Genomic DNA, 18,472 nt, shown 5'->3' with positions numbered 1-18,472 from the left:
CCGAACGGCGCGCCTCTCGCAGACTATCGAGCGCCTGCGGCATCCCGACGAACCGGCCGTCGCACTTCGTAACAGAGAGTCAGACCGGCAGCGTCCAGTCGACGCCCTGGCCCTCCTGCTGCTGCAGCCAGTCTGAGGCGCGGCTGAACGGGTGCGATCCGAAGAAGCCTCGGTAGGCCGAGAGCGGGCTGGGGTGTGCCGACTCGATCAGATGTGCGTTCGGCAGCATCGGCGCCGCGCTGCGCGCGTCGCGGCCCCAGAGAATGGCGACCAGCGGGCGATCGCGCTCACCGAGCGCCCGAATGGCGCGCTCCGTGACCTGCTCCCAACCGATGCCGCGGTGCGACGCCGGTCGGCCGAGTTCGCAGGTGAGCACGCGGTTCAGCAGCATCACGCCCTGACGCTCCCATGGCGTGAGGTCGCCGTTCGCCGGGGCCGGCGCACCGATGTCGTCGTGCAGCTCGGTGAAGATGTTCTGCAGTGACTTCGGCAGCGGCCGCACGTCGGGCCGAACCGAGAACGAGAGCCCCATCGCATGACCGGGCGTCGGATATGGATCCTGCCCCACGATCAGCACCCGCACGGCGTCGAGCGGCTGCTGAAAGGCCCGGAACACGTCGGGGCCGCCGGGGGCGTAGTGGCGCCCGTCGAAGACCTCGCCGCGCAGGAACTCGCCGATGTGCGCGATGCGCTCAGTCTCAGGGGCGAGCACCGGTGCCCATGACGGGTCGACGAGGTCGGCGACCGGATGCGGCTGAGGGTCGGTCACGACAGTTTCGGGCGCAACGGGCCCCGATGCAGCTTGTGCTGCGCCGACTGGGCGACCGGACGCACCACGACCAAGTCGAGGTTGATGTGCGGCGGCAGCTCGATCGTCTGCACGTTCACCAGAGCGACGTCTTCGGCGCTCAGCGGATGATCCACATCGGCGTAGACGTCGTCGGCCTTCGCCTGGTCGCCGTGCAGCCGCTTCAGTGAGAACTCCTCAGTGTGCACCAGCCCCGGAGCAATCGCGATGACACGGATGGGCTCGCCGCTGAGCTCGAGCCGCAGCGTGTCGACGAGCGCCTGCTCGGCGTGCTTGGCGGCGGTGTACCCGCCACCGCCTTCGTAGACGCCGAGCCCGGCCGTCGAGGTCAGGGTGAGGATGCTGGCCCAGCCGTGCTCGGCGGCGGTGCGTCGCAGCACCGGCAGCAGCGCCTGCGTCACGCGCAGCGTCGCGACGGTGTTGATCTCATACATCTGCACCCAGTCTTCGACACGACCGCGCTCGATCGGGTCGACGCCGATGGCTCCACCGGTGATGTTCAGCAGTGCGTCCAGCCGACCATGCTCGTCGACGAACTCGGCAAGCGCCTGCACCTCGGCCGGCGACGTCAGGTCGGCGGCGAACGGAATCGCTCCGGTCTGCGCCGCAAGCTCGTCGAGCCGCTCGGCACGGCGAGCCACGGCGATGACCTGCCAGCCGTGTTCACGCAGCAGTGCCGCCGTCGCGCGCCCGATGCCGCTGCTGGCGCCGGTCACCAGTGCCGTGCGCTGTCGGTCGTCGGTCTCGTCGAGCTCGACCACGCTCGCGCTGAGCGGAGGATGGGATGCCTGCGGTTCTGGAGTCGCTGGTGTCATGCAGAACATCCTAGATGCTGCCCTTCGCAGAATTGCCGACTTGATAAAATACGGTGATTCACCCATTCGGCAGAGGCGGCCTTCACATGCAGCAGTACGGCGACGGCCGAGCACACGCGCACCGCATCGATCGGGCACGCGACAACGACAGCGACCTCTTCTCGCCGGTCACCGACCGCATGATCGCGCGTGTCGCCGGCAAGCCGCCGGTGACCGGGGCCTGGCTGGTCGGCGATCCTCCGGGGCGCCGACAGTTCGTGCACGTCGGCAAGCAGGATCTCGAGTTCGGCGGGCGCCTCGACTGCGTGCGCGTCGCATACGAGACGTGGGGCGAGCTGAACGCCGACCGCAGTAACGCCGTGCTCATCCTGCACGCGCTGACCGGTGACAGCCACGTCGCCGGCGTGCGAGAACTCGGGCATCACACCGCCGGCTGGTGGGCCGATCAGATCGGCCCTGGGCGCCCGATCGACACCGATCGCTTCTATGTGGTGTGCGCGAATGTGCTCGGCGGCTGTCAGGGTACGACGGGCCCGAGCACGATGCGTCCCTCGGGCCAGCCGTGGGGGTCGCAGTTTCCGTATGTCTCGATCCGCGACATCGTGCACGCGAGTCACAACTTCTCGACCACTCTCGGCATCGACCGCTGGCACACCGTGATCGGCCCCTCGATGGGCGGCATGCAGGCGCTGGAGTGGGCGATCATGTACCCCGACGACGTCGAACGACTCGTGGTCATCGCCGCGCCAGCGGTCACGAGCGCCGACCGCATCGCCGTGAACTCGGTGCAGGTCGACATGATCCGCAGCGACCCCGACTACCTCGGCGGCGACTACTACGACCTTCCTGAGGGCCGCGGCCCATGGCATTCGCTCGCGCTCGCCCGCCGGGTCGCCGTCACCAGCTACCGCAGCGCCGAAGAGTTCAACACCCGTTTCGGCCGTTCGGCCCAGTCCGGCGTCTCACCGCTGGGCAAAGGCGGACGCTTCGCCATTGAGTCATATCTCGACTTTCACGGCAACAAGTTCACTCGGCGTTTCGATGCGAACACCTACATCACCATGCTGGAGGCGATGAACTCGCACGACATCGGCCGTGACCGCGGCGGGGTCGTCGAAGCGCTCGGCAGCATCACGGCGAAGTCATTGGTCGTCGGCATCGACTCCGACCGCCTCTACGGCATCGACGAGCAGCACGCCATCGTCGCAGGTCTGCGCACGCACATCGCCGGCGACGAAGCGGTCGTGGTGCACTCCCCCTACGGGCATGACTCGTTCCTCATCGAGCGAGAGGCGATCGGGGCGCAGCTCGAACGGATCCTCTCGGCCTGAGCTCGACCACGGCCCAGATCAGCAGCGCGACCAGCAGCAGGTTGCGCACGGTGATCACCCACAGCATCCACGCGCTCAGATTCAGCAGGTAGCCGTACCATGACGGGTAGATCACCTGTGTGAGCACTCCGATCAGGGACGTCAGCGCCATCGGCACCCACCAGCGCGGAGGACGCACCGCGGCGAGCAGCAGCACGGGCGCCACCAGCCACGCCTCGAACTGCGGCGACCCCACCTTATTGCACACGATGAAGGTCGTCACGAGCGCAAGCGACGCCCAGGCGAACACCTGCAGCCGGTCGACGCCTACGCGCTGCAGCCGCCAGGCCAGCAGCGCGATCGCCAGCACCATGATGCCCATCAGCACTGTGACGGTCGTCGCGATGACGGGTGACGACGCACTGATCAGCTCGTTGGTGTATATCTCGTGGTTGTAGACGACCGCACCGTCGCCCGAACGCGCCCTCCAGAGTCCGGCGGTCGCGCCGACCGCCTCGATCTGCAGGTTGCGCGAGGCCTGGCCGCCGACGAAGCCGAGCAGGTTGGCGACGTCTGCGAAGCCGCGCCCGCTGACGAGGGATGCGATGGCGGCCACGACGGCGAGGCCTCCGGTCAGCGCGACGCCGGGTGCGATCAGCGCGCGCAGCATCCGGCGGCCCCGCCCCCAGAACGACGAGACGGCAGCCGCGAGCACAGCCGCCGGCCAGACCTTGACCCACGTGCCGACGGCCAGCAGCAGCCCGGCAAACGCCGGGCGGTGTTCGAGCAGTGACAGCGCGATGACGACGAGGGCGAGCGCGACCGTGTCGACGCGCCCCAACGCGACCGGTCCGAGCAGCAGCAGGTAGACCGCCCACCACCATGCGGCACGCATGCGGCGCTCGTTGCGAAACCCCTCGGTGAAGACGCCGAGCGCGACGACGTTCAGCAGAGTGACCATGATCAGCCAGCTGAACGTGTAGTCCAGCCCGGTCGAGGCCCAGAGCGTCAGTGGCAGGAGCATCGTCACCAGAGCGAGCGCCGGATAGACCCATGGGTCCGTGATGCCGTACCAGGTGCCGTTCCGGACTGCGTCGAACGACCAGAGGTGATAGACGCTGGTGACGTCGCCGAAGGGTGCGCCGTACTGATGGCGGCCGCTCAGTGCGAGCCAGAGGTGCACCACGAGGAACGCCACGATGAGCACGGTCGGTCGTGCGGCAACTCTGCTGACCACGGTCATGAGTCTCGGTCGCCGGGACGCGGCCGTCTCTTCGGTCGAATCCGTCTTCGGTGCGCTGCTGGTCATTGAAGGTCGAGTTTACCGGGCGCTGCCGACGTGCTCGTCTGGCAGCGCCGTCTCAGGTTCCGTGCTCTCCACCCCAGCGGCGTCTGACGACCTGATGCGGGTGAGAGCAGGCAGCTGGTCAGTTCTTTCGGTCAGCTCTGCCGCCGCGGCCCAGCAGCCAGCCGATCAGAATGCCGATGAGCAGCAGGATCACCGTGAAGATCCAGAAGGAGCCGCTGATCTGCATGCCGAAGAGCACCAGCGTCACCGTCGAGGTGTTCTGGAAGATGAAGATCAGGGCGAGCACGACGAGCACAAGCGCGGGCCACGTCTTCTTGAGCCACCCACCGACCCGCTCGCCTGCGGTGACCTCGTGATGCGGTGTGGGGTTTCTCTTGTCAGCCATGGTCTCTTCCTGCCTGTGTCTGGAGCTGATCGCTCGATCACCCCACAGTTCCCTGTGCTCAACAGTATGACCGTTCCCACGCTCTTGCACAGGAATACTGTCGTATGCGATGCGCTCTGCGAGCGACGGCTTTCGATACACTGTGGATCAGAGACGTATGCCGTCCGTCATGTTCGCCAGATGAGAAGGATCACGATGAGTTCCGTTCCCCCTGAAAACCCGACGACTCCGCCGGCGAACTGGTATCCAGACCCGGCTCAGACCGGCTGGCTGCGCTGGTGGGACGGCTCCCAGTGGACCGAGCACACCGCACCCGACCAGCCGGCGGCCGCTCCAGGATACGGCTCGCCCGCCCCGCGCAAGGGCAAGACCGGGCTCATCGTCGGCATCGCAGTGGCCGGTGTGCTGCTTCTGGCCGGAATCACCATCGGCCTGTTCGCGGTGATCGGCAATGCCACGAGCAGCCCCAAAGAGGTCGTCGCGAAAGCCATCGCATCGGCCGAGAGCGGAGACTGCGACGGCGCCGCCGAGTACTACACGTCGTCTATGGCCTCGCAGCTCAAGGCAGGCTGCAGCCAGATCGGCAGCCTGCCGAACGGTCTGAACGACAGCGGCTCGGGCTCTGGCACCACGAACGGCATGAACATCTCGAACGACTTCTCGTCAGAGAACATCACCGGCGACTCCGCCACGGTGACCTACGCCGTCGACGGCGAGTCCGGCTCCGGTCTCACGAAGGTCACCGTCTCAGGCACGTACGACTACAAGCTGGTCAAAGAGAGCGGCAGCTGGAAGATTTCGGGCATCGACACCTCGAACATGAAGATCGACACGCCGGGACTGGGCGACCTCAGCAAGCGCTACGGCGACCTGGGCAGGCAGTACAACAACGATCTGAACGATGACTACGGCGACCTGGGCGATTTGGGCGACCTGGGTCAGTACGGCAGCGGTTCGGGCTCCGGAGCAGGCACCGGAGCGAGCTCCACCCGCCTCGGCGCCACTATCTGACCGCAGGCCGCAGAGCCGGCGCACCCACCGCATCCGCCCAGACCGCGACAGCAGAGACGACGCGGCAGAGACGGCGACAAAAGACGAGCAGGGCCGCACCCACCGCATGTGGGTCGCGGCCCTGCTGTCATCTCAGCCGATCAGGCGACCGGCCAGCGCTCAGGCCTCGACGCCGAGCTTCTCACGCTCGGCACGGGCGGCGGCGACCATGTCGGTCAGCGCAGGCACCACCTCTTCGTATCGACGCGTCTTCAGCCCGCAGTCGGGGTTGACCCACAGCAGCTGGTCGGGAATCGACTCGAGCGCGATGTCGAGCAGCCCCTCGATGTCGGCCTCAGTGGGCACGCGCGGCGAGTGGATGTCGTAGACGCCCGGCCCGACCCCGCGGCTGAAGCCGGCGGCCTTGATGTCGCGCACGATGTCCATCTTCGAGCGCTCGGCCTCGACCGAGGTCACGTCGGCGTCGAGCCCGTCGACGGCGTCGATGACCTGGCCGAACTCCGAGTAGCAGAGGTGGGTGTGAATCTGCGTGCGGTCGGCGGCGCCGGCGGTCGCCAGACGGAACGACCCGACCGACCATTTGAGATAGTCGGCGTGGTCTGCCCGCTTCAGCGGCAGCAGCTCGCGAATGGCCGGCTCGTCCACCTGCACGATGTCGATGCCCGCGGCCTCGAGATCGGCGATCTCGTCGCGCAGCGCCAAGGCGACCTGGTCGGCGGTGACGCCCTTCGGCTGATCGTCGCGCACGAACGACCAGGCCAGAATCGTCACGGGGCCGGTGAGCATGCCCTTGACCTGCTTCTCGGTGAGCGACTGCGCATAGCTGATCCACTCGACCGTGAACGGCTTCGGGCGCACCACGTCGCCCCAGAGGATGCTCGGGCGCGTGCAGCGCGACCCATACGACTGCACCCACCCGTTCTCGGTCACGTCGAAGCCCTCGAAGTTCTCGGCGAAGTACTGCACCATGTCGTTGCGCTCGGCCTCGCCGTGCACGAGTACGTCGAGACCGATCTCTTCCTGCAGCTTCACGACGTCGGCGATGTGCCCCTTGATCTGCTCGTTGTAGGCGGCCTCGTCGATCTCGCCCTTGGTGAACTGCGAGCGCGTGCGGCGGATCTCCGGCGTCTGCGGGAATGATCCGATGGTGGTCGTCGGCAGCAGCGGTAGGCCCAACTCGGCCTGCTGCACCTGCGCGCGCTCGGCATACGGTGTGCGCGTGAAGTCGGCGTCGGTGAGCGCTGAGATGCGTGCGCCCACCTCGGGGCGGTGCACGCCGGCATGCTCAGCGCGGGATGCCAGCGCGGCAGCCGCTTCGTCGAACGCTGCCTGCACCCCCGCTTTGTCGCCGTCGTAGGCGCGGGCGAGCGTGACGATCTCGACGACCTTCTCTGCGGCGAAGGCCAGCCAGGAGCGCAGTTCGTCGCTCAGCTTCGACTCGTCGTCGAGCGTGTGCGGCACATGGAACAGCGACGTCGAACTCGAGGCCACGACTCGACCCGCCAGCGGACGCAGCTCTTCGAGCTTCGCGAGCGCGGCATCCAGATCGGCACGCCAGATGTTGTGGCCGTTGATCACTCCGGCGACCACCACTTTGTCTTTGAGCCCGGTCACGCCGGGGGTGTCTGCGGCAGGCACGTCGCCTTCGACCAGATCGAGCGCGATGCCCTCGATCGGGGCCTCGGCCAGTGCAGGCAGTGCCTCGTCGAGAGCGGCGTACGACGCCTGGGCGAGAATCTGCGGGCGCTTCTCGAGCGCGCCGAGCACCTCGTAGGCGTGCTTCGCCGCTGCGATGAGCTTCGGGCGGTCACTGGGCAGCAGCTCGCTGACCAGCGCCGACTCGTCGAGCTGCACCCACGGCGCATCGAGCTCGGCGAGGCCGGCAAGCACCTCGGCGTAGACCGGCAGCAGGTCGTCGAGGCGGTCGAGCGGGTCGAAGCCCTCAGGGGCGTCGGCCGTCGGCTTCGCCAGCGCGAGCAGCGTGACCGGGCCGACGATGACCGGGCGGGTCACGAACCCGTGCGAGAGCGCCTCGGCGAAGAGCAGGGCCGGCTGATCGCTGCCCTGGCGGAAGGTGGTGTCGGGCCCGATCTCAGGCACGAGGTAGTGGTAGTTCGTGTCGAACCATTTGGTCATTTCGAGCGGCTGCACGCGGTCCACCCCACGGGCGGCGGCGAAGTAGCCGTCGAGGCTCAGGCTGCCGTCTTCGTCGACCCACTGGTCGAAGCGCTTCGGAAGGGCACCCACGAGCACGGTGGCGTCGAGCACCTGGTCGTAGTACGAGAAGTCGCTGGGGATGCTGGCGTTGTGCGCCTCGAACCCGAGATCGTGGAGACGGCGCCAGTTGGTCGCACGGATCTCGGCTGCCGTCTCGGCCAGCTCCGGTGCCTCGATGCGGCCGCCCCAGTAGCGCTCGAGCGCCTTCTTGAGCTCTCGGCTGCGACCGATGCGCGGGTAGCCTAGTGCAGTGCCGCCTTCAAGGCCGGCCCCTGTGTGTTGAGTAGCCATGGTTCTCTTCCTGTGTTCTGGCCGAGCGCGCCTGCAGGCGAAGAGCTGAGGGCGTCGAACACCCTGAGCGCGGTCGGCTCGTCATTCATGGTGAACAGCTGTATGCCCGGGGCTCCGGCTCGCGCCAGCTTCTCAGCCAGCTCAACTGTGTTCTGCACCGCGATGTCGCGGCGAGTCTGTGCATCCGGTGCGGCGTCGAGCGCTGCAGCGAGCGCAGGCGGCGGGGTCAGCCCGGAGAGTTCTGAGATGCGCTCAAGACGGCGCACCGTGGTCGTGGGGGTGAGCCCGGGAACGATCGGCAGCGTCGCACCCGTCGCAGCGACCAGGTCGAGAAAGCGTGCGTAGTCTTCGGCGTCGAAGAAGTGCTGCGTGATCGCGAAGTCGGCGCCCGCCTGCTGTTTGCGGGCGACGTTTTCGGCGTCTTCGCGCAGATCTCGGCTGTCTGGATGCCCGGTCGGGAACGCTGCGACGACGATGCGGATGCGCTGCCCCGCCGCTTCGGCACGCTGGCTCACTCGCGCGATCAGGTCGGTGGCGTGCGGCAGCACCAGGCCGCTGCCGTCGTCGCGGGCGTCGCCGCGCAGAGCGAGGATGCCTGTGACGCCGGCTTCGAGCAGCTCGTCGATCGTCTCGTCGAGCTCACACAGGGACGCGGCCTGGCAGGTGAGGTGTGCATAGGTGGGCACCCCGGACTGTGCGATCCAGGTGACCAGCTCTTTCGTGCCAGCCTGACGGCTGCCTGCTGCGCCATAAGTGACCGTGACGAAGTCAGGACCGAGCTTCAGGAGCTTGCGCACAGCGGTCACGTTGCGACGCAGCTGAGGCACTCCCCTAGCCGGAAAGACCTCGAGCGAGAGCGTGGGCGCCGCGACGGTCGGCAGAGTGTCCCAGGCGGGCGCGACGTGTGGTGCGGGCTCGTGCAGAGCATCCGCCGCATCGTCACCGTCGTCAAAGGCGTCATCGACCGACAGACCGAAGCGACTCGCGCTGAAGCGGCGCTCGGCGACAGGCTCTTCGGCGCTGGCCTCGGTCGAGACGGCAGCATCGTTCGACCGCGCGACCTGGGGTCGACGATCTGCTGCGGGCTGCGCACTGGCGGTCATAGTGGCTCCATCGTATTCTGCGTCGCTGCGCCGACGCCACACGTGTGACGTCACGTTACATCGCGGGGCGCTGCTTGTGCGCAGATTTCGGGGACCTGGTTTCGGTGCGGTTGTCGGCGAGGTCGTCTCAGTGCGATTCGGGCACAGCACTTGTGCGGCCCTGCTGCAGAACCTGTATTTCGACCGATCAGTGCGATTCGGGCATCGAGAGCACAGAAGACGCTGCCAAAACCGATTGATACGCACGTCTTCTGCACTCTCGCCGACATCGAACAGGTTCTGCACTCTCGAGGAGGCACCCACGGGGCTCAGCACAGGTTCTGCACTCTCGGGGCGGCATCCCCGGGGCCCAGCACTGGTTCTGCACTCTCGGGAGCTGCCGCGATCGCACCGCGCCGCCACGGATTGGCAGAAAGGGGGCATTTTCGAGCGATCCCGGTACATTCCGTGCAATCCGTGGCGGCTACACTCTGGGCGATCCGTGCGGCTGTATTCCGTGCAATCCGTGCGCCTACATTCCGTGGAATACGTGCGCCTACATTCCGTGCAATCTGTGGCGGCGCCGACCAGCCGAGGCAGCTCAACAACCGAGTTTCTGAGCAGACAGAGTGGCCTGTAGCTGAACATCTGAACTGTTGCGCGGCTGAACGCCGAAGCTTGAGGCACAAGGCCACGGCTGCCGGAAGAGCGACCAGAGAAAACGCGCAGGTGGCTGAGCGACTCACGGTTCTGATACCCTTACAGGCGGTCACAGACCATGCGGCTGTAGCTCAATGGTAGAGCGCACGCTTCCCAAGCCTGATACGCGGGTTCGATTCCCGTCAGCCGCTCCATTCCGCCCCATCAGCAGCAGCATTCGCATCGGGCAGCCGCTCAGATCGTTTCCGCAGGTGCGCTCGTACCAAGCAGTCACTCCGCTCACTCCCAGCATCCGGTCAGCTCGACCAGTCGCGCCCTCCCCTGCGAGTACACCACTGTGCCCACTTCGGACGGAATGTCGCTCAACCCGGGCTTCTTCACGTTGTCGACGATCGCGTCGCCGAAGTCGAGCACGAAGTGCAGATCGTTCGCACGCACGATCGGGCAGGTGCGATCCTTCCAACTGGCATCGCTCAAGTGCCAGTCCAGCGTCTGCAGGTCGTCAGACACATCGCTGAGAATGTGCACGCGCGTCACCGGCACGTTTTCAAAGGCGTAGGCGAGCGCACCTCCGTTGCCCGGGTCGACCAGCACGGTCTGCCCCGCCGGCACGAAGTCACGAAGATGTGCGAGAACATCACGCTCATCGGTGTTCAGCAGTTTCGACGTGGGCGAGATGACATAGTCACGCTGCGCCCAGCTCACCACCTGCGCGATCGCCCCGTTGCGAATCGGCAGCACGAGCACCGCGGCCAGCATGAGCAGGACCACCCCCACCACCGCCCGCCGCATGGCCTGCGCCGATCGTGACAGTCGATGAGAGTGCTTCGGCCCGATGCGCATGACCACGATTGTCACCAACGCCCAGACCGTCGTGAAACCGATGACGGCCAGCGGCAGAAAGCCGAACACCGTGAGCCCGGCGATGCGCTTCGGGTCGCGGTAGAACCCGGCGGTGAGCACGTCGCGCAGTAGCGGAATCGGCGACGCCACCACCACCAGATACAGCACCACTGTGAAGCCGAACACGATGATCGGCCACCACCGCCGCGAGCGCAGGCAGCGCACCAGCCCGATCAGTGCCAGCACGCTGACTGCGATGGCCGCGGGACGGTCGACCGGCCCGTTCGTCACGATGTCTGCCAGAGCGTCGCGCAGGTTCTCGTCAGCCTTCCACGGTGCCACGTCGAGCCCGGTGCGCAGCACGCCCCACAGCAGCACGAACACGCCGGCGACCGACCAGATCGCGATGCGGGTGCCGCGCACGCCCAGCCAGTCGACGAGCGTTTCGGCGGATGCCCCGCTCACTCCCGCCTCTGCGCCGCCGGCCCGCAGTCGGCGCAGCTGCGGTCCCAGCGTCGCGAAGACGATCATGGCGGCGAATCCCACGGCGGCAAGCAGCGAGTTCGGGTGTGCGAGAGCGAGCCCCGGCAGCACGAGCAGCAGGGCCGCTGCCGCATTCAGACGGTGCTGCACCAAGTCAGGCCGCTGACGGCAGATCGAGAGTGTGAGCGCCAGCGCCGCGGCGATCAGCGAGTTGCCCAGCAGGTTCGGGTAGAGCGGCCCCCAGTGCAGAAACAGCCAGGGGAACGCAGGAAAGCACGCGCTCAGCAGACCGCCGGCCAGGCTGCTTGCCAGGTTTGGGCCACCGATGGCCTGTGCAAGCCAGATCACGCCGAGCGGCCAGATCACGGCGCTCACCACAAGCGCCACGACGTTCGTGGCCTGCGGCACGCCGATTCCGCTGAGCTGTGCGACCAAGGCCACCACGTCGTGCCAGGCGGCCGGGTAGAACGACGAGTTGTTGGCCTTGTTCGTGATCGACCACAGCGTCAGCGACGAGCCGTCTCCGCTGTCGAGAATCGCGCGCACGGCGTTGAGATGAAACGTCGTGTCGAACAGCTGCATGATGTACTCGGCGTCGGGCACCAGCCTGAAGAAGGTCGTCGAGATCAGCACCACCGCGGCGACGAGCGCAAGCAGCCCGGGGATCACACCGCGGCGCCAGGCCCCGGTCATGAGCCGTGATCTGCCCCGCTGCGTCGAGCCAGTCGACCCCCTCGAGGCCAGGGCCACGGCGTTCTCCGGTGTCGAGACGCTCCGGGCACCGACCGCCACCGACGCCGGACGACGAGCCAGCATCCACCGAATGACACGACGAAGCACGACGACCAGCGCGAGAGCGACCGCCCAGCCGATCAGCAGGCACCACAGCGACCAGTGCAGGCCGAGCCGAGGTGTGACGATCGCACTGACCGCGATCACCGAGACCGATATTGGCGCGGCGGAGCCCCAGACAGCCATACCGCGCAGCCCGAGCACACGGGCGAGCACTGCGCCCGGCACGAGCAGCAGTGCGACAGCGACGAGCATGGCGGGCACCAGCTCGACCCAGGTCTGCGCCTGTGTGAGGTCCATCGTCGTTCTCTGCTCTCGTTCGCTCCCTGAGCACCTGCTGTGCACGGTCTTTCCATTCTGCCCTGCACGATACGCTGATGTATGCAAGCGCGCGTGAACGCGCAGCCATGCACAGCACCACCACAGAGCTCGAATGGCTTCTGCATTCGAAAGGCGATTCACACATGACCGACAGCTCGACCGACGCGTCCACCGACCAGCCGGAACTTCCTCGGCGACGGTTTCTCGGGCTCGTCGTGGGCACGCTCGTCGTCGGATCCGGAGTCGCCGCAGGCGTCGTGACCGCGGTGCAGAACCATCAGCGAGGCGCGCTCGGGTTCGTCCAGACCGGCGACACTGCCGATGTCGACGCCGCGCCGGTGGTCGACGCAGGATTCGGCGAAACGGTGCCGGTGATCGCGGCAGCGGTGACCGGCCTCGGTGTGCAGCGCACCTTCACGCTCGATCCCTCAGTGTCGTTCGCCGGCCGCTGGCCCGTGCTCACCGGGCAGGATGCGTTCAACGGCCGCGTCGAGGCCTGGGTTCGCCGGGCGCTGCAGGACTACGCCCACGAGTACGCCCGTTCCGGCGACTTCTCTCCAGTGCTCACGCCGGTGCCCGGCCATGCCGACGACGGCTCATACGTCGCACCGGCAGAGGCGGTCGACACCGCCGATGCACTGCGCGCCGGCACCTCGACCGCTGGCTCGACCTGGAGCCGCCCCGACGCCGCCCAGGTCGTGGGCTTCAGCGCGGGCAGCCTGCTCGACACCGTGCCGCTGCCCGGATCAACGCGCAGCGATGCCAACTCCAGGCTCACCGACCGTGCCGAGTTTCCCGAGCCACAGGCGCACGGGCACCTGCTGGCCGTCAGCTGCGACACGACGCAGGCCACCGGCTCCGTGCTCGGCGTGCAGCTGCGCGCCACCCGCGCCGCCACCGTCGACAACGCTCATCACACGCTCTTCGAGCAGCGACAGAGCGTGTTCGTCGACATCTCGAGCGGCACCGCCGGAGTCGGCGGCAGCCTGCTCACCTCCGCCGGGCGCAATCGCGCCATCGCCGCCCTCGCCACCCTCTTGGGCACCGATCTCGATGCACCCATCGGCTCGTCGAAGAAAGACGCGCCGGGCTACGACCCGCTGCGCGACGCGATCGACCGCGGCACCCTGCTCGACGATGTCTCGTTCGACCACAGCGGACAGCTCGTGCTGCGTCTGGCCGTCGAGACCGGGCGCCTCGGCGACGAGCAGCGCGAGCAGTGGGCGGCCGGTCTCGCCACGCCAGGCCTGCTGACCGTGCGTGTGGCGGTCGCAGACGACGACTGCACCGAGTTCGGTCGTGTGGTTCGGCAGGCGGCCGTGCGGCGGATGCCGTGGTCGGGCCCGGCTCGCACCGGCGCGACCGATGCGCAGGCGGCTCGAACGCAGGTGTCGTTCGTCGCACCTCTTGCGGCGGAGGTGACCCTGGCATCCGCCGTCAGCACGCTGAGCGCCGACCAGAGCGCGCAGGCCGAACCACACGACGACGGGCCGGTGCGCCCCAGCGCATACGTCTGGCCGACGCCGGCCGACCTCGTCGCATGTGCCGCGGTGACCTTCGACGACGGGCCGAGCGACTACACCGACACGATCATGGGCGACTTCGCCGCGGCAGGGTCGCACGCGTCGTTCATGGTCGAGGGACAGCATGCCGTGATCTACCCGCAGCAGATTCGCGACGAGATCGCGCAGGGGCACACGGTGTGCAACCACACATGGGATCATCCTGCGCTGACCGATCTCACCTCGGCGCAGGTTCGAGACCAGCTGACCCGCACCGATGACGCGGTCGAACGCATCTGCGGGGTGCGCCCAGCCCATGTACGGCCGCCGTACGGGTTCTACGACGACACGGTCGCGCAGGCGTCACCGCACCCGTTGGTGCTGTGGGACGTCGACTCGCTCGACTGGAAGGAGCCCGGACAGAGCGTCGTGCACGACAAGATTCTGCGCGAGGCGAAGGCCGGGTCGATCGTGCTGATGCACGACGTGCACGAGCCGACGATGGAGATGATGCCGAAGCTGCTGCACGATCTGCGCGCCTCGGGCCTCACTCTGGTGAATCTCGACACGCTGCTGGCCCGCGTGCCCGAGCAGCAGACGCAGAACGTCATTCACCGTCTCGGGTAGCTCCGCGGTGTGCCGGCCCGGTCAGAACATCGGAGCGGATGCCGTGCGCATGAACTCGAGCACGCGACGGTCGACGATGATGTCGCCTCGTCGCACCGGCCGCGCCAGGTAGAGCCCGTCGAGGCTCGTCAGCCGACTCAGCGCGACGTAGGTCTGCCCGGGGCTGAACGCTCGCGTGCCTAAGTCGATGACCGCGCGGTCGTAGGTCTGCCCCTGAGACTTGTGCACGGTGACGGCCCAGGCGAGCCGCAGCGGAAACTGCGTGAACTCGCCGATCTGATCCTGCTCGATCGTCTTCTCGTTCGGGTCGAAGGTGTACTCGTAGCGTTCCCAGACCACCGGCTCGACCTCGACGTCCTCGCCGTCGAGCTCGACGACCACAACGTCGGGGCGGATGCTCACCACTGTGCCGATCGACCCGTTCACCCATCGGCCGTCGGGGTCGTTGCGCAGAAACATCACCTGCGCGTCGACTTTGAGCTCGAGCTCGGGGTCGGCCGGGAACGCGTTGCCGAACTCCCCGTCGATCTGCGCCCGCGCGACCTTGGTGCGCCCGGGCAGCCGCGCGAGCTCGGTGGCGTTGCGCTCGTCGACGATGCGGTTCGTGGTGGCCAGCGTGATGATCGGCTGATCGGGATCGGGGTCGCGGTGGCCGATCTGATTCAGCCTCGCGATCCAGTGATCGGGCACCGTGCCCTCGCGCACCGCGTTCAGCAGCTGCTTGAACCCGTCGTGGTTCTGTCGGTGGATGTTCGTCAGTTCGTAGACGCTCACCGTCGCCTCGGCCCACACGTGAGCGTCGAAGAACCACTGGCTCGCATAGTGCTCGGTGTAGAACGCACGCTCGTCGGTCGAGCGCGGCGGCACCGGCGCCAGCTGGTAGGGGTCGCCGAACATCACGATCTGCGCCCCGCCGAACGGCGTTCGACTGCGCTTCTTGGCCAGCCGCAGACTGCGGTCGATTGCATCGAGCAGGTCAGCCGACACCATCGAGACCTCGTCGATGATCACAGTGTCGACGGCAGCGAGCACCTCACGGGTCTCGCGGCTCATGTACCGCGCGATCTTGGCGACGTCCTGCACACCGACGCGCAGCCCGAAGAGCGAGTGGATCGTCTGACCGCCCACGTTCAGCGCCGCGACACCGGTCGGGGCGCACACCACGACTTTGCCCGGCAGCTCGCGCATGAGCCGCGCGAGCAGAGTCGACTTGCCGGTGCCCGCCCGCCCGGTGACGAACACGCTCTGCCCGCGCATGGCAGCGTCGATGACGGCCTGCTGTTCGCCGGTGAGCGTGATGCCGTCGGCGGATGCCGCAGCACTCTGATGCACCCCGGTCGCGTCTGTCGTCGGGTCGGCTTCCGAGCCGGCTCGCCCGCCGGTCGTCGTCTCGGACGCCGTCTCGACTTCTGTCTCAGCGCTCACCGCAGTCGCCGCGACGTCGTCTGCCTCGCTGCTCTCGGTCGTCGCGCCTTCGCTCGCTGCGGGGTCGCTCATGCTCTGCTTCCCTTCGAGCTCTCAGCCTCTGCCGACGCCTCGTCAGCAGACTTGTCGGGCTCGTCAGAGACCGGGCGCCTCAGACCGGCCAGCATCTCGTTGTAGGCGTTGAGCTCCGCCTCGTCGGTTCGAGCCGCATTGCGGTCGCTGCGCCGGCGCTCTTTGGCATCGCTGCGTGACCACAGCAGCCCGACCAGCAGAGCCAGGACGATCGTCGGGAACTCGCCCAGCCCCCACGCGATGGCACCGCCGATCTGCTGGTCACGAATCGCGCTGTCTCCCCAGGTGCGACCCATGGCCCCGTACCAGTCGGCCTCCTGCAGCCCCGTGCCCATCATCATGAAGATGCCGAAGAAGGCGTGGAACGCCATCGTGACCACCAAGAAGAGCAGCCGCACGGGATACGGCGGCCGGTTCGGCCCCGGATCGATGCCGATCAGCGACTGCACGAACAGGTAGCCGCTGATCAGGAAGTGCACGATCATCCACTGATGACCGAGATGGTCGCGAGTGGCCCAGCCGAACAGCGGCGTGTAATAGAAGACCACGAGTGAGAACGCGAAGATGAACGCGGCGACCACAGGGCCGGCCACGAACTGCCCCCACGGGCTGTGCACGGCCCAGAGAATCCACTCGCGACCTCCCCTGGAGCCGTCGGTGCGTCGGGTGATCGCCCGCATGCACAAGGTCACCGGCGCCCCGAGCACCAAGAAAAGCGGAATCAGCATGGTGAGCATCATGTGCATCGTCATGTGCACGCTGAACAGATACGTCTGGTAGAGGTTGAACGCACCATTGGTCGCCCAGAAGAGGAAGAGCACGCCGATGCTCCACAGCAGCGTGCGATGCCACGGCCAGCGGTCGCCCCGCCGATGCAGGCGCCACGCGCCGATGAAGTACAGCACGAGGGCGAACGCGCACACGACCAGCCAGATCGGGTCGATGCGCCAGACCGTGATGTACGTCAGCCAGGTGGGTTCGGGCGGCACCGGCTCGCCGGTGAGCAGCTCGGCCGGCGTCGGATCGCTCGACAGCTGCTGCGGAATCGGCGTCGCCGTGCGGCCGAGAGCAGCGGAGAAGCCGCTGACCATTCCCATCAGCGCGAACTCGCAGGTCACGATCCATCCAAAGGCCCGCTTCGCAGTCTCAGACGCGTTCAGTCGCCTGATCAGCCGCAGACGGTTGACCGCACCTGCGGCGCCGAGCAGGATCAGCCCGATCGCCTTCCAGATCACGATCTGGCCGTAAGCGGTGCTGAACAGCTGATCCCAGGTTCCGACGCGCAGCACGGCGTTGGCTACGCCAGAGAACGCGACGAGCAGGAATGAGACCAAGGCGAGCGACGAGTAGCGTTCGGTGACCGCCTGCAGATGTCGCCCCAGCTTCGGCGACACCGCAGCGAGGACGACGAGACCGCCGATCCAGATGGAGGCTCCGCCCAAGTGCAGCAGCATCGCACTGACCGCCAGGTTGTGGCCTGCGGTACCCGCAGCGTGCCCGGCAGAGGCCAGCGGGATCAGCCCGGCGAACGCGGCGAGGAGCACGAAGAGCACGCCGATCTGGCCGCGTACGCCGGCTGTCAGCACCGTGACGACTGCGGCGATGCAGATGCTCCACAGAGCGAGCTGGCCGACCTGCACCTGCGTGAGGAACAGCCAGAGTCTGGCCCCGAAGGTCTCTGAACCCCAAGAGTCAGGGTCGAGCGAGATGTACGTGAGGATGGTCGACAGCGCACCGCTGATCGTCCAGAGTGCGGCGGCGACCGCCGCGATGTTCAGCGATCGGTTGTAGGCGCTCTTCCATTTCGGCGACAGCGCCCAGACTGCCATGATCAGGCCACCGATCGTGACACCGATCGAGATGTTGTTCAGAGCCTTGGTCGCGGGCAGCCCCCACCGCACGACCGCACCGGGGTCGAGCAGCACGGACGTCGCCGCCGCACCGCCATGCACCAAGGCCAGAACGAGCCCGATGCCGGTGGCGACGACGCCGAGAAGAAGAGAGAGAAGGGTCTTGCGCTGCACCACACCAGCCTAGTGCCACCCGCAGACGCACGCAGATCGGGTGCAGCCCTCCTGCAGACGCAGAAAGGGCGCATCCCAGAGGATGCGCCCTTTCGAACGAAGCGGTGCAGACTACTTCACTGCAGCCTTCAGCTTGCTGCCTGCCGAGATCTTGACACCCTTGCTTGCGGGGATGTTCAGGGTCTCGCCGGTCTGCGGGTTGCGGCCGGTGCGTGCGGCACGGTTGGTGCGCTCGACTGAGAGCCAGCCGGGCACGCTCACCTTGACGCCATTGGCGATGTTCTCTGAGATGGTCGCGAAGACGGCATCGAGAACGCCGTTCACAGCGGCCTGGGTCTCGCCGGTCTTGTTCGCGACCTCAGCGACGAGCTCGCTGCGGTTCAGGGTGTTGTCAGCCATGAGTGCTCCCTAGTGTTCAGTTCGATTTTGGCTACGGACAGTTCGTTCTGTGCTTGAGATCCGCGGTCCAGCGCCGAAACGCTGCAGAACCGGCGG

13 protein-coding genes and 1 tRNA gene are annotated in these 18,472 nt (G+C 67.2%); 4 read left to right on the top strand and 10 right to left on the bottom strand.

Going from position 1 to position 18,472, the window contains the following annotated elements; translation table 11 throughout:
- Positions 1 to 79 precede the first annotated feature (79 nt).
- Positions 80 to 769, bottom strand: a complete 690-nt coding sequence (locus F8O08_RS00620) for a uracil-DNA glycosylase (RefSeq protein ID WP_158038583.1) — start codon at positions 767 to 769, stop codon at positions 80 to 82.
- Positions 766 to 1,623 carry an SDR family oxidoreductase gene (locus tag F8O08_RS00615; protein ID WP_158038584.1) on the bottom strand — a complete coding sequence of 286 codons (858 nt, stop codon included), beginning with the start codon at positions 1,621 to 1,623 and terminating at the stop codon, positions 766 to 768. Before F8O08_RS00615 ends, F8O08_RS00620 begins: the two co-directional genes overlap by 4 nt.
- Positions 1,624 to 1,748: 125 nt before the next feature.
- On the opposite strand from F8O08_RS00615, the gene metX reads away from it, so the two are divergent.
- The gene (metX, locus tag F8O08_RS00610) at positions 1,749 to 2,954 is read left to right on the top strand and encodes a homoserine O-acetyltransferase MetX (RefSeq protein WP_412973465.1); all 1,206 of its coding nucleotides are present in this window, start codon (positions 1,749 to 1,751) and stop codon (positions 2,952 to 2,954) included.
- Here the strand turns inward: metX and F8O08_RS00605 are convergent.
- Positions 2,902 to 4,242, bottom strand: coding sequence for a glycosyltransferase 87 family protein (locus F8O08_RS00605; protein WP_158038586.1), 1,341 nt, complete (start codon positions 4,240 to 4,242; stop codon positions 2,902 to 2,904). The genes metX and F8O08_RS00605 overlap by 53 nt on opposite strands.
- A gap of 118 nt (positions 4,243 to 4,360) precedes the next feature.
- Entirely contained in the window at positions 4,361 to 4,627 is a 267-nt protein-coding gene (locus F8O08_RS00600; protein ID WP_192496930.1) for a DUF1049 domain-containing protein, read from the bottom strand.
- Between the two features lie 195 nt (positions 4,628 to 4,822).
- Here F8O08_RS00600 and F8O08_RS00595 point away from each other — a divergent pair, with 195 nt between their 5' ends.
- On the top strand, positions 4,823 to 5,638 hold the full coding sequence (locus F8O08_RS00595; protein ID WP_192497673.1) for a DUF2510 domain-containing protein: 816 nt from the start codon (positions 4,823 to 4,825) through the stop codon (positions 5,636 to 5,638).
- Between the two features lie 159 nt (positions 5,639 to 5,797).
- Here F8O08_RS00595 and metE read toward each other — a convergent pair whose 3' ends face one another.
- Positions 5,798 to 8,146, bottom strand: coding sequence for a 5-methyltetrahydropteroyltriglutamate--homocysteine S-methyltransferase (metE, locus tag F8O08_RS00590; RefSeq protein WP_158038588.1), 2,349 nt, complete (start codon positions 8,144 to 8,146; stop codon positions 5,798 to 5,800).
- Positions 8,098 to 9,249, bottom strand: coding sequence for a methylenetetrahydrofolate reductase (locus F8O08_RS10765; RefSeq protein ID WP_192496932.1), 1,152 nt, complete (start codon positions 9,247 to 9,249; stop codon positions 8,098 to 8,100). The genes metE and F8O08_RS10765 overlap by 49 nt, the downstream gene beginning before the upstream one ends.
- 759 nt (positions 9,250 to 10,008) lie before the next feature.
- Here F8O08_RS10765 and F8O08_RS00580 point away from each other — a divergent pair.
- Positions 10,009 to 10,082, top strand: a tRNA-Gly gene (locus F8O08_RS00580).
- Between the two features lie 85 nt (positions 10,083 to 10,167).
- On the opposite strand, the gene F8O08_RS00575 is transcribed toward F8O08_RS00580, so the two are convergent.
- On the bottom strand, positions 10,168 to 12,306 hold the full coding sequence (locus tag F8O08_RS00575) for a DUF6541 family protein (protein ID WP_158042306.1): 2,139 nt from the start codon (positions 12,304 to 12,306) through the stop codon (positions 10,168 to 10,170).
- A 164-nt stretch (positions 12,307 to 12,470) separates the two neighbouring features.
- On the opposite strand from F8O08_RS00575, the gene F8O08_RS00570 reads away from it, so the two are divergent.
- Positions 12,471 to 14,456: a polysaccharide deacetylase family protein gene (locus tag F8O08_RS00570; RefSeq protein WP_192497672.1), complete on the top strand. Its 1,986-nt coding sequence runs from the start codon at positions 12,471 to 12,473 to the stop codon at positions 14,454 to 14,456.
- A 21-nt stretch (positions 14,457 to 14,477) separates the two neighbouring features.
- On the opposite strand, the gene F8O08_RS00565 is transcribed toward F8O08_RS00570, so the two are convergent.
- The 3 genes from F8O08_RS00565 to F8O08_RS00555 form a co-directional block, all read right to left on the bottom strand.
- Positions 14,478 to 15,953 carry an ATP-dependent DNA helicase gene (locus F8O08_RS00565; protein ID WP_158042304.1) on the bottom strand — a complete coding sequence of 492 codons (1,476 nt, stop codon included), beginning with the start codon at positions 15,951 to 15,953 and terminating at the stop codon, positions 14,478 to 14,480.
- The gene (locus F8O08_RS00560; protein ID WP_225733520.1) at positions 15,950 to 17,977 is read right to left on the bottom strand and encodes a cytochrome c oxidase assembly protein; all 2,028 of its coding nucleotides are present in this window, start codon (positions 17,975 to 17,977) and stop codon (positions 15,950 to 15,952) included. The genes F8O08_RS00565 and F8O08_RS00560 overlap by 4 nt, the downstream gene beginning before the upstream one ends.
- Before the next feature lie 111 nt (positions 17,978 to 18,088).
- A complete protein-coding gene (locus F8O08_RS00555; protein WP_158030617.1) occupies positions 18,089 to 18,376 on the bottom strand; it encodes an HU family DNA-binding protein in 288 nt (95 codons plus the stop codon).
- Positions 18,377 to 18,472 lie beyond the last annotated feature (96 nt).

The sequence above is a fragment of the Pseudoclavibacter sp. CFCC 13611 genome (assembly GCF_008831225.1).
In the GTDB taxonomy this organism is placed as follows: domain Bacteria; phylum Actinomycetota; class Actinomycetes; order Actinomycetales; family Microbacteriaceae; genus Pseudoclavibacter_A.
Note: the sequence above shows the minus strand (reverse complement) of the source record. Positions and strands in the feature narration are given on the sequence as shown.

Bases quoted from the DNA above. Each gene is read 5' to 3' on its own strand.
- F8O08_RS00615 (WP_158038584.1), bottom strand. From the start codon at position 1,623: ATGACACCAGCGACTCCAGAACCGCAGGCATCCCATCCTCCGCTCAGC.
- F8O08_RS00605 (WP_158038586.1), bottom strand. From the start codon at position 4,242: ATGACCAGCAGCGCACCGAAGACGGATTCGACCGAAGAGACGGCCGCG.
- F8O08_RS00600 (WP_192496930.1), bottom strand. From the start codon at position 4,627: ATGGCTGACAAGAGAAACCCCACACCGCATCACGAGGTCACCGCAGGC.
- F8O08_RS00595 (WP_192497673.1), top strand. From the start codon at position 4,823: ATGAGTTCCGTTCCCCCTGAAAACCCGACGACTCCGCCGGCGAACTGG.
- metE (WP_158038588.1), bottom strand. From the start codon at position 8,146: ATGGCTACTCAACACACAGGGGCCGGCCTTGAAGGCGGCACTGCACTA.
- F8O08_RS10765 (WP_192496932.1), bottom strand. From the start codon at position 9,249: ATGACCGCCAGTGCGCAGCCCGCAGCAGATCGTCGACCCCAGGTCGCG.
- F8O08_RS00575 (WP_158042306.1), bottom strand. From the start codon at position 12,306: ATGGACCTCACACAGGCGCAGACCTGGGTCGAGCTGGTGCCCGCCATG.
- F8O08_RS00570 (WP_192497672.1), top strand. From the start codon at position 12,471: ATGACCGACAGCTCGACCGACGCGTCCACCGACCAGCCGGAACTTCCT.
- F8O08_RS00565 (WP_158042304.1), bottom strand. From the start codon at position 15,953: ATGAGCGACCCCGCAGCGAGCGAAGGCGCGACGACCGAGAGCAGCGAG.
- F8O08_RS00555 (WP_158030617.1), bottom strand. From the start codon at position 18,376: ATGGCTGACAACACCCTGAACCGCAGCGAGCTCGTCGCTGAGGTCGCG.